Here is a 14822-nt window from a genome sequence, read left to right as displayed (position 1 = left end):
CCTTATTGATTCTTGCCGAAGCCTTCCCTAAATTATACACTTTGTAAAATGGTGCACTTTATGAATAATACAGTATTATAGCGGAAAACAATTAAAAAAACAACCATAACAAGCCTCTGTTTCGTAGATTTTCGTATGGATGTTTTTGTAAACCTTGTTTTTTTCCGGAAAGAGGTAGATCAAGCTCATGAAATAACGACCGGTTCTGCCCCAAATTCCTCTGCTTCTCCCCTGTCATGGGTCACCAGAAGGACAGTCTTTCCCCTGGTGTTCTCCTTAACATAGGCCATCACCTGCTTTTTCGTCTCCTCATCCAGGCCCTTAAAGGGCTCGTCCAGGATCAGAATATCACTTTCCGCCAGCAATGCCCGCACAATGGCAACCCTTCTTCTCATACCGCCGCTGAACTGCCTGACCGCTTTTTTCCGGCCTTCGTCAATCCCTACCTTTTTCAGCCCTTCTTCTATCTCCTGCCTCGTCACGGCTCTGGCACAAGCCAGCTTCACATTCCTTACGGCATCCCAGTGCTCGATCAGACGGTCCTCCTGGAATACTGCTGCAATCCGTTTTCCCTCCACGCCCCGAATCTCTCCGGAATCCGGCTTCTCCAATCCCATCAGCATGGATACAAGCGTGGTTTTCCCGCTGCCGGAGGCTCCCATAAGACAGCTGACACAGCCCTCCCGGAAGGTAAGGTTCAGATCCGTGAACAGCCGTTGGTCTCCAAAGCTTTTGGCTACATGCAATAATTGTATCCCCATTACTGCCTCCTTTCGGAGCGGAACAGAAGGACCACCGCTTTTTCAAAAATAATACTGATCAGAATAATCACAACGGTCCAGGCCAGCAGTTCCTTCGTCATCAGATACAGCTTCGCTTCATAGAGCTTCTTGCCGATGGAGCCGGAAGGAATCCCAATCACCTCAGCCGCAATGCCCGCCTTCCAGCAAAAACCAAGCCCCACTGTAATCGCGGTCATAAAAAACGGCTTTACTGAAGGGATATAAATTGCCGCCGCCTTTTTCACAAGCCCCAGCCGGAAGACCCGGGCCATCTGCAGAAGCTTCTCATCCGCATTGCGCAGGCCTTGCAGCACACTGGAATAAATCATCGGCACTACCATCATAAATGAGATCAGTACGGATAAATTTCTGGATTTAATCCAGACCAGGGCAAGGATAATAAAGGATGCCACGGGCATTGCCTTGATTATCCTCATCAAAGGGGAGACCAGATCCTCCAGAAGGCGGCAGCGATAGGACACCACCGCAAGCAAAGTTCCGGCAGCAAGGGCCATGGAAAAACCGGCAATAATACGAAGGGAGGAAGAAAGAATGCTCCGCCAGAAATCAAGTCCCCGGATCAGCTCCAGCAAGGTGGTAAATACTGCTGCCGGAGCTGCAAGCAAAATCTCATTTCCAATCCGTCTGCTTATCAGTTCCCAGACCAGCAGCCAGAAGCAAAGCACAAATAACTTTCGACCGATTCCCCTGGCCGATTCCCGGAATGACATCGGAGCTTTCATCAGCCTTCCTCCTTTGCTCCTATTTCATATAATAGAAATTCTCTGCCGGAAGCTCACCGCCCACAGATTGGGGGTTCTGACCGTGAAGCACCTTAAGATAACCCCCCGCCTTCTCCTTCATTTCATCTCCCTGAATCAGAGTGATATTGCAATAGGGTATGGCTTGTTTTATCACGGCAGCTTTAAAGATATCGAACTTTTCCACCAAAGCGGAGGCTTCCTCCACATTCTCATTTACAAAGGAAACGGAAGCAGCATATTCCTCCAGAAAGGCATCAAAAGCCGCCTTATTCTTCTCCAGAAAATCACTGCGTACCACAACCACGCCGGTCACTACGGAGCTATTATCCTCACTTACCGCTTCCCATTCCTTTGCTATATCAAGAGCAATCCTCACCTTATCGTTATTCATTAACACCGTGGTCACATAGGGCTGGGGCAGCATGGCAACCGCATTCTCCGTCTCGCTGAGAATTGCCGCAACCTCTGTGGCTTCTGTCTTATATTCAATGGTAACATCCTTCTCCGGATCAATTCCGTAAGCGGCAAGAAGGTAATTCAAGGTATACTGGGGCGTTGTTCCCAAGCCGGTAGAATAGATGGTCTTGCCTCTCAAGTCCTCCACCTTCTGAATCTGGTTCCCTGTTTCCACAATATAAAGAACTCCCAGAGTATTAATTCCTGCCAGCTTAATCTGTCCCTGGGTCTTGTTATACAGTACGGAGGCAAGATTGCAGGGAATGGCGGCAACATCCAGCTCTCCCTTTGCCAATCCGGTACTGATCTCATCCGCCGCACCTGCCAGGGTAAAGCTGTACTCATTGGCGGCGGTGCCGTTAGACGCATCCTCCATTATCTTAATCATGCCGATGGCCGTCGGTCCCTTCAAGGCCCCGACGCGGATACTTACGGTGTCAGGCACCGTCTCCTCCGGCGTTGCGGTAACCTCCGGTGAAGGCTCCTTCCCTGCCGGCTCTCCGGTCTTTTCACCACATGCGGCCAGAATCAGCACACATAAAAACATTGATACTATCAGGCTTAATTTTTTCATATCTATCCGTCTCCTTTTCTTATCTCTGCTATTTTTTTGAATACACGGTCTTCACATTTACACCCTTAATCATTCCCAGCTTTCCCGCCAGGGTGCTTATGGTATCTGAATCCGCGTTGACCACGACACTAATGATATTAATATTCTTCTCACGATAGGGAATTCCCATTCTGCCGATAATATACTGGCCATACTCGTGGAGCAGCCCGTTAAGACGTTCTACGGCATCCATATCCTCCACAATAATGCCGATTAATGCAATTCTTGTCTCCATCCCGATTTCCTCCCAATTCGGATATTTTTGAATAAAGAGTCTGCTTGCCGACTCTTGCGCTGCCGCGGTTGCCTTCGGGCAACATCTGCCCATGCACAGAATGTACATTTTGCGCGGCATGTGCATCCTGCGTAGCATTTTGCCGTATACGACAAAAATCCCTATGCCATAATAGCATAGGGAACATGTGCATACCTGTCTTCCTCGTCTTCTTGCCCGGATATACCTGCCGTCAGAACGATTTGCTCATATAATTCCTATGCCTTTTCATCAGGAAACCCTTTTGAATTGGCAAGGATAATAGTAGCATTTCGTTAATAATTTGTCAAGACTTTCCCTGGCTCGCTGCCAGGAATTCATTGCAGCATGACCTATGGCCGTCTGATATGCCAAGCTGCGGTGAACTCTTATACTTTAAAACGATAACCAACACCCCATATTGTTTCGATATACTGGGGCTTTGAGGTATTGTATTCGATCTTCTCCCGGATCTTCTTGATATGAACCGTCACCGTGGCAATATCCCCCACGGATTCCATATCCCAGATCTCCCGGAACAGCTCATCCTTCGTATAGACATGATTGGGATTCTGGGCAAGAAAGGTCAGAAGATCAAATTCCTTCGTGGTAAAGATCTTCTCTTCCCCGTTGAGAAATACCCGTCTTGCTGTCTTATCTATCTTAAGTCCGCGGATTTCAATGATCTCATTCTCCTTTACTCCGGAGCCGATGAGCCTTTCATATCTGGCAAGATGGGCCTTTACCCTGGCCACCAGCTCGCTGGGGCTGAAGGGCTTCGTCATATAGTCATCCGCCCCCAGACCCAGGCCGCGGATCTTATCGATATCATCCCGCTTTGCGGACACCATGATAACCGGAATGTTTTTAATTTCCCGAATCTTTTTACAAATCTCAAAGCCGTCCACGCCTGGAAGCATCAGATCCAGAATAATCATATCAAATTCCTCTGAAAGCGCTCTATTCAGCCCCACATCCCCGGTGGTCTCCACCTCTACCTCAAATCCGCTGAGCTCCAGATAATCCTTCTCAAGCTCCGCGATTGCCACTTCATCCTCGATAATTAATAGCCTGCTCATCATTACACTCCTTTCACAATCCTTCTCATTTCATGCCGCTTTCCGCCTTCCGCAGTGTAAACAGGACGGTGGTTCCCACTCCCTGCTCACTGGAGGCCCAGATCCTGCCTCCATGATCCTCGATGATCTTCTTCGATATGGCTAATCCCAGACCGCTGCCTCCTTTTTTGGAATTTCTTGAGGCGTCCGCCCGGTAAAAGCGTTCAAAGATATAAGGAATATCCGCCTTAGGGATCCCCGCGCCATTATCCTCTATCTCCACCTGGATATAGGGGCCTGCATCATGTAATCTGATTTGCAGAATGCCCTTGGGTTTATCCAGATATTTTACCGCATTCCCTATAATATTATTAACCACACGCTTCAGCTGCTCCGCATCAGCCACGACCCTTGTCTGGGGGCTTATTTCATTATAGTACTGGACCTCGATATTTCTGACCTCCAGATCCAGGCCGATTTCTTCCATACAATCATCAAAATACTCCCCGATCTTAATCTCCTTAAAAGAGTAAGGGATGGTGTTGCAGTCTATCTTCGCATAAAACCCCAGTTCATCCACCAGAATTGCCATATCATTCGCCTTGCTTAATATGGTCTGCAGATACTTTTCCTGCTTCTCCGGCGAACCGGCCACTCCGTCAATAAGACCCTCCGCATAGCCCTGGATCGCTGTCAGCGGGGTCTTCAGATCATGGGAAATGTTGCTGATCAGCTCCTTAATATCCTCTTCATATTTCAGACGGTTATCAATCAGCTCCTTCAGCCGGATTCGCATTTCCTCAAAGTCCTCGCAGAGCTGTCCGATCTCATCCTCCGTCTCTGACTGCACCGAATAATCCAAATCCCCGTCCCTGATCTGGCTCATGCCTATTCTCAGTATATTCAGCGGCCGGAGGATTCCCCGGTAAATCCAGATCATGAGCATCATTGCGGTAAATAACAGCACAAACAGAAAAGAGATCAGCGTCTGCCTGATCAGCGCCTTGATCTGGGGGAACAGGGTATCCAGATCCGTAATGATGAAAATCGTCCCTTCCGAGCCGTCGGAAAAATAAAAATCCTGGGATTTTACCAGAAAGGGCTTCCTGCCGTTGACATACATACCGCCGTCCACATCCGCGCTGTACTCACCAAACTTCTGCAGGGAATCCTTGATACTGTCCAGCAGCTGCTCATTGCCAGCGTAGACGAATTCATGACCCTTTCTCACCGCTATGAAGGAATACCGGCTCATCAGCTCGTCGCCGAGATGTTTGATGAAGGCCTCATCCTCCAGCTTCTGCGGTTCCTTAAGAGCGGTCAGCTTTATCTCGTTATAGATTCCCCTGGTCAGCCGGTTAAGAATCTGAATGGGATTCGCTATCACTTTCAGCGTATCCGTCTCCACATCATAGGATTCCTGAATGGAATTCGTCTGGAAGCTGATGATGGTTCCTGCGGCTATGGAAAGCAGCATGATGGGCATCGCTATCATTATAAAGAAAGCTGTTATCAACCTGTCCTTCAGTTTCAAAGCCTTCACCTGCATCCTTTCGTAAATATTACTTCCATTATAGCATTTATTTTTACTATATGCACAGAAAAATACTCTAACCTTTCTAAAGTTTCCATGAAATACGGAAACCAAGACAGGCCTTCCCGGTAAAGAGAAAGGCCATAGGAAACATCCTTCCCATGGCCTGAGGGTTATATTACTTTAATTACTGCTCCTACTTCATTTCCCGTTCAGATACTGCTTCAGCTCCTCTGCCTTGTCCAGACTCTCCCAGGGAATCTCCAGCTCCAGTCTTCCGAAATGTCCGTAAGCAGCGGTCTGCTTATAAATCGGCCTGCGAAGGTCCAGCATCTTAATGATGCCCGCGGGGCGAAGATCGAAATGTCTGCGTACAATAGTTACCAGCTCCTCCTCCGGCAGCCTTCCGGTTCCGAAGGTATCCAGCATGATGGAAGTAGGTTCTGCCACTCCGATGGCATAGGATAGCTGAATCTCACAGCGGTCCGCCAGGCCGGATGCCACAAGATTCTTAGCGACATAGCGGGCTGCATAGGAAGCCGAACGGTCTACCTTGGTGCAGTCCTTGCCGGAAAATGCTCCGCCGCCGTGTCTTGCATAACCGCCGTAGGTGTCTACGATAATCTTCCTTCCGGTCAGGCCGCTGTCTCCGTTGGGTCCGCCAATAACAAAGCGCCCTGTAGGATTAATATAGAATTTGGTTTTCTCATCAATCAATTCTTGAGGAAGGATTTCATCCAGGACATATTTTCTGATATCCTTTCTCAGCTGCTCAATGCTGATCTCCTCATCGTGCTGCGTGGACAATACCACCGCATTGAGATGGATCGGTTTTCCGTTCTCATCATATTCCACTGTCACCTGGGACTTGCCGTCCGGTCTGAGGTAGGGCAGGGTCTTATCCTTCCTTACCTTCGTCAGCTGTCTGGTCAGCTTATGAGCAAGAGAAATGGGATAGGGCATATACTCCTCTGTCTCATTAGTCGCATAGCCAAACATCATGCCCTGGTCTCCGGCACCGATCTTGGACAGCTCTTCGTCCTCCGCAAGGTGTTCCTTCACTTCAAAGGCCGTATCCACTCCCAGCGCAATGTCCTTGGACTGCTCGTCCAATGCTACGATGACTCCGCAGGTATTGGCGTCAAAGCCGTACTCCGAACGGTCATAGCCGATTTCACGGATGGTATCACGTGCGATTTTCTGGATATCCACATATCCGGAGGTGGTAATCTCGCCCATTACCAGCACCAGGCCGGTGGTAATGGCTGTCTCACAAGCAACCCTGCTCATAGGGTCCTGCTCTAACAATGCATCCAGAACCGCGTCTGAAATCTGATCACATATTTTGTCGGGATGCCCTTCTGTCACTGATTCTGATGTAAATAATCTCTTTTGCATATTTCCTCCATTCTGCCGCATTCCGCGGGATTAAACAACGGCAAGTAAAGATCATCTTGCCTTATGTTCACAACGGCAAGTAAAAATCGTCTCGCCTTGTACACTTCAACTAGTCAAAAAAATAAGTCCGCAATATGCGGACTTGATACCCTTGTCGGTCAAATCCTCTTATTGTTCGATTACTCGCTCAGGTTGGCACCTTCCATTTCTGGGGTTGCCGTGACTTCATAGAGCCTTACTCTCCGTCACTCTGAATAAGAGAAATATTAAAATATTTAATTATGCTGTCTGGTAACAATAGAATATAACGAATGACTGAATTCGTCAAGTAATATTTTTATTCGCCATCTTTATCTCAATCTTATGCTCGTCTCAGCCTGCCTTAATCATCCAACCTTCAGCTTGAACTTCCGAATCGCTTTCATATCGGCAGAATCCACCTTCACCATGGCGGCGCCCAGCTGCTGCATCTTTTTCTCAAACTTTTCATAGCCGCGCTCGATAAATTCGATATTCTCCACAATGGTATATCCTTCCGCCATCAAGCCTGCCATCACCAGGGCAACGCCTCCTCTGAGATCAGGCGCGCATACGCTGGCACCGGTAAGGCGCTCCACTCCCTCGATAATAGCGGTATTGCCTTCCACTTTAATGGATGCCCCCATACGGGTCAGCTCATCCACGTATTTAAAGCGGTTTTCAAAAATACTCTCTGTTACGATACTGGTTCCCTTGGATATTGCCAGCAGGGTGGTCATCTGAGGCTGCATATCCGTTAAAAAACCCGGATACACCAGGGTCTTTACATGGGAGTTGCCTAATTTACGATCCGCTCTTACACGCACCATATCATCAAACTCCTCCACCTGCGCTCCGATTTCCAGAAGCTTTGCTGTAAAAGCCTCCAGATGCTTCGGAATTACATTCTTAATCAGGATATTACCCTTCGTTGCTGCCGCCGCAAACATAAAGGTCCCCGCTTCAATCTGGTCGGGAATAATAGAATACTCACTTCCATGGAGCTTCTGCACGCCCTTGATACGGATCACATCCGTACCTGCGCCCTTGATATTGGCGCCCATACTGTTTAAAAAGTTAGCCACATCAACTACATGGGGCTCTTTGGCCGAATTCTCCAGAATCGTAAGACCGTCCGCCATACAGGCGGCCAGCATTACATTAATGGTAGCACCAACACTGGAGCAGTCAAAATAAATATGGGCTCCCTTTAATTCCTCCGTCTCGGCACAAATCATACCGTGCTCTATCTTAACCTTTGCCTCCAAAGCCTCAAAGCCCTTGATGTGCTGCTCAATGGGTCTGCTGCCGATATTGCAGCCGCCGGGCAAAGCCACCTTGGCACATTTATATTTACCAAGCAAAGCTCCTACCAGATAATAGGAGGCACGAATTTTCCTGACATAATCAAAATCAACATCTACTGTATTAATCTTACTTCCGCTGATGGTAATGGTATTCCTGCCAACCCGTTCCACCTTTGCTCCAATATCTTCAATCACCTGTAACAGAACGTCAATATCTCTGATGTGTGGTACATTCTCTATTTTAACAGTTTCATCGGTCATAATTGCTGCGGCGATAATTCCAAGGGCCGCGTTCTTATAACCACTGATTGTCACCTCTCCAAAAAGCGGTCTGCCGCCTTTAATAATATATTGCTCCATTGTGCACCTCATAATTTATCGAACTTCAGTTTGTTAATATTGCATATAAAATGCCTTAAGATTTTGTTAAATTTTTATTGCCAATTTGATTATACCACAATGTGGTGTTTTGTAAATTGTTTTTTAAAAAAACTGACGCGCCGGATGTCCCTCCCCTTCCTTGGGTGTGGAAATCAACTAAAAAAATAGCTAGTTATATTTTAAGTAGTAACCGCTATTTTATTCCTTTTTTTTATTTCCATTTTCAACTTACTCTTCCCGACTGCCGTAAAATCACTCTTCTTGGTTGAAGTTTTCATAATATATGCTATAATACAAGTGAATTAGATATTAGCAAAGGGAGATGAATAAAGTATGCCCAGCAATTTTATAACCATCGAATCAATTGTGGGGAGTCCTGCTCATAGAGTAAAACAGAATTTAAAATTTAAAACCAACAGCTTTGTTTGGAAGATCAAGTTTACAGCTCCGCTCAATCCCGCTACTGTAAATAACCGTAATCTATATGTAACTTCCATGAACCAGAATCCCCTGCAGACAAATATCCGATATAATTCCGTCGAAAACTGCATCGAGATCGAGCCTTTGGCCCCCTATAACAAAAATGAATCCTATCTGCTTCATGTGACAACCAATGTAGCATCTAAAAAAGGGCAGAAGCTTCCCAATAATATTACCATCCAGTTCAAAGTCTGATCCTAACGCTGCGCGGCAGCAGCACTGCCAGGCGGGCTGCAGGCGGCACCACCCGGAGTTGCCTGCCAGGGTACAGCTTTTTAGGCATTACCGATAAAATCTTCCGGCAGTATTGTCAGCATCTCCATTTCACCCGATGCATTCCGGGCTGTGGGAGCATCTGACGGCCTCTCGGCTCTGACATCCGCCGCATGCGTCGCCGTCTGCATCAGCTTCTGAATCTGTGTCAGATTCAGGGTCGCTTCGGGCTGTCCGGCAATCTGGTTTATTTTATGATACAACAGGGCTTCCGCTTTCTCACTCAACCGATATCCCTGCCGCTCAAGGGCAATCCCGGCAAAGCCCATCCAGTCCTTTGGAGTGTATCCGGGAAGATGGATCCGGTTCTTGAACAAATCCATAAGCTTGGGGTATACCCGGAACAGCTTGTTGATATTACTCTTATTTTCTTCTAGTACTACCGCTATATTCCCTCGCAGAATACGGCACAGTTCAAGTATACCGTCAATGGTCTCCCGCTTCAATTCGCTTGCATTCTCGATCACCAGACAGCAATCCCTTAACGTCTCTTTTTTGGAACGAAGGTCTATGGTATTTAGTTTACCCGCATCTATCTTCGCAATTCTGGAGGACTTCAGCTTCCCCGCCCTGTACAGGAACATGGTAATCTCCTTCGCCAAAGCGGTCTTACCTGTGCCCGCAGTTCCGGTAATAATCATTTGCACGGTCTTTGCACGGGAATTAAGGATGTCTTCCAGGCTCTTGACCAGCTGCCTCTTAATTGATTTTACATGCAAAAAATCATAAAATATCTCCCCAAGATCAAAACCCAGCGATTGAGAAAGCTGATTCAACTTTTTATCGTCTTCCTCTTCGTTCGATTCCTCCGGTGCAGCTTCCTCGTTCCACTCATCCTCTTCTCTGAGTTCCTGTTCCGTGTCCAGCTCCGAGCTTCCGGCCAATTCCGCTTCTCCCGCAATGTATGACTTCCCGCTAAAATATGCTGCCTCTTCTGTCAGCTCTGTTTCTTCGTCAAGATATGTCTCTTCTGCCAGCTCTGTTTCCTCGTCAAAGTATGCCTCTCCTATCAGCTCCGTTTCTCCCGCAAAGTCCTCGCCTTGGGTCAAGTTCGATTCCCTTGCAGGTGTTTCCTCTTCGGGCAACTCTGATTCCCCACCGGAGTATTCCTTTTCGGACAGTTCTGCTTTTTCTCCGGAATATCCCCCTTCTTCCCGTTCTGATTCCTCGCTAAGGTAATTCTCTCCGGACAATTCTGGTTCCTCGCCAAGATAATCCTCTTCCGACATCATGCTTTGGATATCCCTTCTCAGGACATCTTCCAACCCCGCAGAATCCTGCCAAAGCGTTTCATCCGGTACATCGGTTTCATTCTGCTGCTCCCTTTCCTGTTGGGAAGCAGGCTCCTCCTCTGTTGTCTCAAAAAACGACATTTCTTCTGCTGCCGCATTCTCTTCTGTCTTATGAATATCAGCGGCGTGCCCTTCCGTATCGCTCTTGCCATGTCTGTCATCCTGCCCCGCTTCCTCCTGGGCACGACGCTTCAAATTCTCAATAATCTTTTGCTTATCTGCTCCGTCGGAAAAATAAGACCGCAGAATTTTTGCTTTTTCTACATAAACCCCTTCCCCAAACCACAGTATAATATCAGAGCATTCCCGGATGCATTCCTTCTCCATTCCTGCTCTATAATAGGTCTTAGCCAGCTCATAAGCCCACTGCTCCATGTATTCGGTTTTCTTCAGTGTCTCCAGCGTTTCGATTAACGTTTCGAAGGGTTCATTACTCAGGAGCTCAATCCGGTAACGAAATATATACTTGTAAAAATCCCTGGGTGCCAGCTTCTGATACTCTTCCAAGTAATACCGGGCATCTTCGATCTTCCCCATCTTTATTGAAAGTTCCACCAGATAGAACAGAGATTTTCTTGATCTGGTTTTCTCATATATTTTAAGAAACAGCCGGGCTGCCTCCTCATATCTTTCGTTTTCTGCATTAACCTCCGCAATCAGGCTTAGGTCCGACATGTTTTTTATTTTCTTAATATCCATTGTATCAAGAACCTTCTGAGCAGATGCCGCGTCGCCTTCTTCAAGTCTTTTTCTCATCTCTTCTATTTTTACAATGTTCTCATAGCTTCCCATGCTGCAACCTCCTTCGTATTTTCGTACATTGTAAACAAGGTATCTATTGTTTGCAATGTATGTCCTTCCCTATCACTGCCCAAGGCTTGTTCTCTTTTTCTATAATACTACCATTTGTCACCTATTTAGACAAGTGCAAAGAGCTGGAATTATATGATAACTCAGTTGATATTAAGATTGCTCCATCCATGCGAATCATCTCCTTTAATCGATCTTCACTAAGGTTTCGGTTAAAAAACATTAACCAACGATGCAACGGATTATTAATGTCAAAATCTATGTCTTTATAAAATTTCTTAAGTTCTAAAAAATGCAGCATGTACATAAATTTACAGTTTCATTTTGTCTATTTCTTCTATAGCCTCACAGAATACTCCTCTACATATTCGCAAAAAACAGGGTTTCTGAATAAAAGTTCAGAAACCCTGTCAATGGGCATAAAACACTGGATCTTCCCGCTCTCATCACAGATCGCGGTAATAATTCAACGTATCCACTAATTCTTTGGGAATTTCTATATTCTCCTTCTGCAGCAACCGATGCCGTCCTTCTATCTCACGGACTTTCCTTTGCTTCTCACGGTTATAACGGGCCATAGCCTCCTCGAACAGGGGCTGCTGCCGGATCTGTTCCCGGATTTCCTTGCTGAAGGGACAATAGGTAGCCATTATCTCCCTGACCGGCTTATTGAGCTTGATTGCTCCCGTGGACTCATATCCGATCCACTGTTCATAATCCATCACAAATATTTCCCGGCTGTTATTGCGTCCCTTCTGTATCTGGTTCTTGATCTTCTCCTTCTTCTCCTCCGACAACTCCCTGTTCTTGCGGTAGAACTGGAGATAATCACTATACTCTGAGGTGAGGGACCTATTTTGAATATCGTTCCATGCGATTCCCTCGATAGTACGGCACAACTCCCATCGGAAACGTCCCAGAATACGGATTAACAGCACTCCCAGATTCATATCGGAAAAGATGGGCAGAAGGAAGCGCCCCGGTGTATCCCGCCGTTTACCCGAAATCTCCTGCCACATGATTCCGTTTGTCCCCACCGTGGGCATCAGAATGATATCCGGGAATATCCGTCGGATCACATATTCCTTCGTAATATTTTTCTCCTGGCTGAAATAGATCACCTCACGGTCAAAAACAGAATAATCAATCCGCAGGATTGACGCAAGCGTCTCAGTTACCTTCTCCGTCTTTACCAGAAGCTTCTCCACCGTGTTGGACCACTGATCCTTATGTAAAAATGGCACAAAGCTGCTGATCTGTCCGTTGGTAATACGATTATTGCAGCGGAACATATTCTGTATCTCATAATGAAGCTTGCCCGCGTTACTCGTCAGTTCCTTTGCCATATCTGCTTCTTTCAGCCTGTTCTGTTTGCGCAGGCCTGCCAGATATTCCGGATACTCCATATCAAATTCATTTTTGGAGGGTTCCTTCTTTCCTTCGTAAATCAGCGTCAGCCATTCCTTAATATCATATATCTTGCAAATTTTCGCTTCCCGCTCCTCTTCCTTGAGGAAATAGAGCGCCAGCAGCTGATCCTGTGTAAGCAGCCTCTCATCCGCAAAGCCATATCTTAAGAACATGTCAATAATACGTGGAATCTTCTTCTCCTTGTAAGCCCTGATAAATACCGGGAGATAGATCTCATAATGATGCTCCGCAAGCTTCCTTCTCAACCGGCGGGCGGTATCCTCTGTGGAGAACTTGTCCTTCATATAGACAAAATCCTGCATGGCAGCCTGCATCTCCTCTGCCTTCTCTCCCTGAAGCCTTCCATAAGCCAATATCTTGGAGAAAGAATCCTTCATTTCCTCCAGGGCATTGGCCGTATCCTCCTGGGAATACTTCAAAAGAAGCTCAGAATCTACCCTCTCCTCTTGATTCGAGGAAAGCAGCAGGTGATAAATCTCCTCCATTCTCTTGCGATTCACATTGAACTGGATTCCTAGCATCCTCTCCACCAGAGTCTCCGCCTGATTCACCTGTTCAATGATACTATCCATCATCTCCATTATTTCATTGCTGGTACCGTTTCGGTTATCCATGGATATGGACAGTTCGGCAACCAGCCGAAACAGACAGGTATCCGTCTCATCTATGAGACAGTAAGCCATGGCCACATAGTCCTGCGCCATCTCTCCAAGAAGCTCGATCTGCTGGTTGACGATATTCACCTGATCCTCCACCTGGTACAGAGTGACCAGATTCCCATAGGAATAGAATGTTTTCACCGCATCCAAAGGCAGATTTCTGCACTCGATATAATACTGAATCCGGTCCGGCAGCAACTCCATATCGCTGTCCCTCATCTTCAGTCCGGCTATCCGCTCCACCGCCTTATCCCTAATTCCCTGGCGTGCCGCCAAATTCAAATATTTTTGCTCATATTCCTTCAAGAAATTATAAAGAGCGGAACTGCCTCGAAGTAGCCCGTGATAAATCTGATCCAGCTCATAGATTATCTTATAATAAGAAGCCACCATAAAACCATGGTAATCCTTATTCACACTTAATATCGTGTCCAGCTCCTCCACCCTGCTGATGGGATAAGCAAAGAGTATTAAGTCATCTATCGCCGTGTAGGTACTCTGATGTTTTCCTTTGTATAAATCATGAATTCCAAGAAAGGAGCCCGAACCCAGAATTATTCTCGCCCCTTGGTTATGCAGCATTACCCGACCCTTGATAATCATTCCAACGCTGTCTACCGGTTCCCCTTCCGTATAAATAATGCTTCCTTTCGGAAATTGGTTGACCGCATTGGGATTCATTTTCCACTCCATGTTAGCACCGCCTAATCAATACATTTAATAACAGCACCTCTATTATATACCAATTCCGGAGAATCAAAAAGAAAAATGTCGCCGAAAAGGATTATTTAGTACGAAATGCTCAGTAAATGTCGGTATAACGGGTATAAATAACGGTATCTCCCGTATAAAAGGAAAGATACCGCCATTCTTGGTTCTATTTAATTTAATCCGTGCGCTCTGCTTCGAATGCTTACCATAGGCGTTACCCTTACAGTTGACTCGGCCCAGGCGACCCTACGGCACACAAGAGCTTTTGCTTAGTGCTGCTTCATTCCTGACCTGACACGGTTCACAAATTCCTGTTGCGTAAGACCCAGACGTCAACATCACTTATAAGGGGCGGCCCTACAGTAAGTCACCCTAGGCAGAGCATCACCCCTGCTGTAGCGGATTGCAGGTACAGGGCACCGCTATCTCCCCGGCTGCACGGAAATTTTATGACAAAATTGAACAGCCAAAAAAGCTGTATGCCAAGTATAAAGCATCCCAAAAGGATTGTCAAGCCTTAAGCATTTCCATATTTATGATATTTCGATGTTTCTGATATATCAGTATTGGAATATCGATATCCTTTTTTTGAATTTCACAAT

General features: G+C 46.5%; 11 protein-coding genes, 1 other RNA gene and 1 riboswitch. Of the genes, 1 reads left to right on the top strand and 11 read right to left on the bottom strand.

Translation table 11 applies throughout. The annotated features are described in order from the left end of the window. Positions 1-185: 185 nt before the first annotated feature. From HNQ56_RS13965 to murA, 8 genes are all read right to left on the bottom strand, one after another. Complete coding sequence (locus HNQ56_RS13965; protein ID WP_429147256.1) at positions 186-761, bottom strand: ATP-binding cassette domain-containing protein; 576 nt, start codon at positions 759-761, stop codon at positions 186-188. Then, on the bottom strand, positions 761-1525 hold the full coding sequence (locus HNQ56_RS13960; RefSeq protein ID WP_429147253.1) for an ABC transporter permease: 765 nt from the start codon (positions 1523-1525) through the stop codon (positions 761-763). Before HNQ56_RS13960 ends, HNQ56_RS13965 begins: the two co-directional genes overlap by 1 nt. Positions 1526-1544: 19 nt before the next feature. Continuing rightward, positions 1545-2576 carry an ABC transporter substrate-binding protein gene (locus tag HNQ56_RS13955; protein ID WP_429147250.1) on the bottom strand — a complete coding sequence of 344 codons (1032 nt, stop codon included), beginning with the start codon at positions 2574-2576 and terminating at the stop codon, positions 1545-1547. A gap of 28 nt (positions 2577-2604) precedes the next feature. Next, positions 2605-2850, bottom strand: coding sequence for a TM1266 family iron-only hydrogenase system putative regulator (locus tag HNQ56_RS13950; RefSeq protein ID WP_429147247.1), 246 nt, complete (start codon positions 2848-2850; stop codon positions 2605-2607). 407 nt (positions 2851-3257) lie between these two features. Then, positions 3258-3947, bottom strand: a complete 690-nt coding sequence (locus HNQ56_RS13945; protein WP_429147244.1) for a response regulator transcription factor — start codon at positions 3945-3947, stop codon at positions 3258-3260. 25 nt (positions 3948-3972) lie between these two features. Beyond that, the gene (locus HNQ56_RS13940) at positions 3973-5469 is read right to left on the bottom strand and encodes a sensor histidine kinase (protein ID WP_429147241.1); all 1497 of its coding nucleotides are present in this window, start codon (positions 5467-5469) and stop codon (positions 3973-3975) included. Positions 5470-5661: 192 nt separating this feature from the next. Further along, positions 5662-6858: a methionine adenosyltransferase gene (gene metK, locus HNQ56_RS13935; protein ID WP_429147238.1), complete on the bottom strand. Its 1197-nt coding sequence runs from the start codon at positions 6856-6858 to the stop codon at positions 5662-5664. 165 nt (positions 6859-7023) lie between these two features. After that, positions 7024-7119, bottom strand: a riboswitch (SAM riboswitch). A gap of 125 nt (positions 7120-7244) precedes the next feature. After that, entirely contained in the window at positions 7245-8543 is a 1299-nt protein-coding gene (gene murA, locus HNQ56_RS13930) for a UDP-N-acetylglucosamine 1-carboxyvinyltransferase (protein WP_429147235.1), read from the bottom strand. Positions 8544-8897: 354 nt separating this feature from the next. On the opposite strand from murA, the gene HNQ56_RS13925 reads away from it, so the two are divergent. Beyond that, positions 8898-9239 (top strand): Ig-like domain-containing protein, encoded by a 342-nt coding sequence (locus HNQ56_RS13925; protein ID WP_429147233.1) that lies wholly within the window; start codon positions 8898-8900, stop codon positions 9237-9239. Positions 9240-9319: 80 nt separating this feature from the next. Here HNQ56_RS13925 and HNQ56_RS13920 read toward each other — a convergent pair whose 3' ends face one another. The 3 genes from HNQ56_RS13920 to ffs all read right to left on the bottom strand — a co-directional run bounded on the left by HNQ56_RS13920 (position 9320) and on the right by ffs (position 14662). Then, positions 9320-11401 (bottom strand): hypothetical protein, encoded by a 2082-nt coding sequence (locus HNQ56_RS13920; protein ID WP_429147230.1) that lies wholly within the window; start codon positions 11399-11401, stop codon positions 9320-9322. 464 nt (positions 11402-11865) lie between these two features. Further along, positions 11866-14202: a cyclic nucleotide-binding domain-containing protein gene (locus HNQ56_RS13915; RefSeq protein ID WP_429147228.1), complete on the bottom strand. Its 2337-nt coding sequence runs from the start codon at positions 14200-14202 to the stop codon at positions 11866-11868. 198 nt (positions 14203-14400) lie between these two features. Then, an RNA gene (gene ffs / locus HNQ56_RS13910) (signal recognition particle sRNA large type) lies at positions 14401-14662 on the bottom strand. Positions 14663-14822 lie beyond the last annotated feature (160 nt).

This window comes from Anaerotaenia torta (assembly GCF_050433395.1).
GTDB classification, from domain to species: Bacteria; Bacillota; Clostridia; order Lachnospirales; family Lachnospiraceae; genus Mobilitalea; species Mobilitalea torta.
The sequence above is the reverse complement of the archived record's forward strand: the minus strand, read 5'-3'. Positions and strand labels throughout refer to the sequence as shown.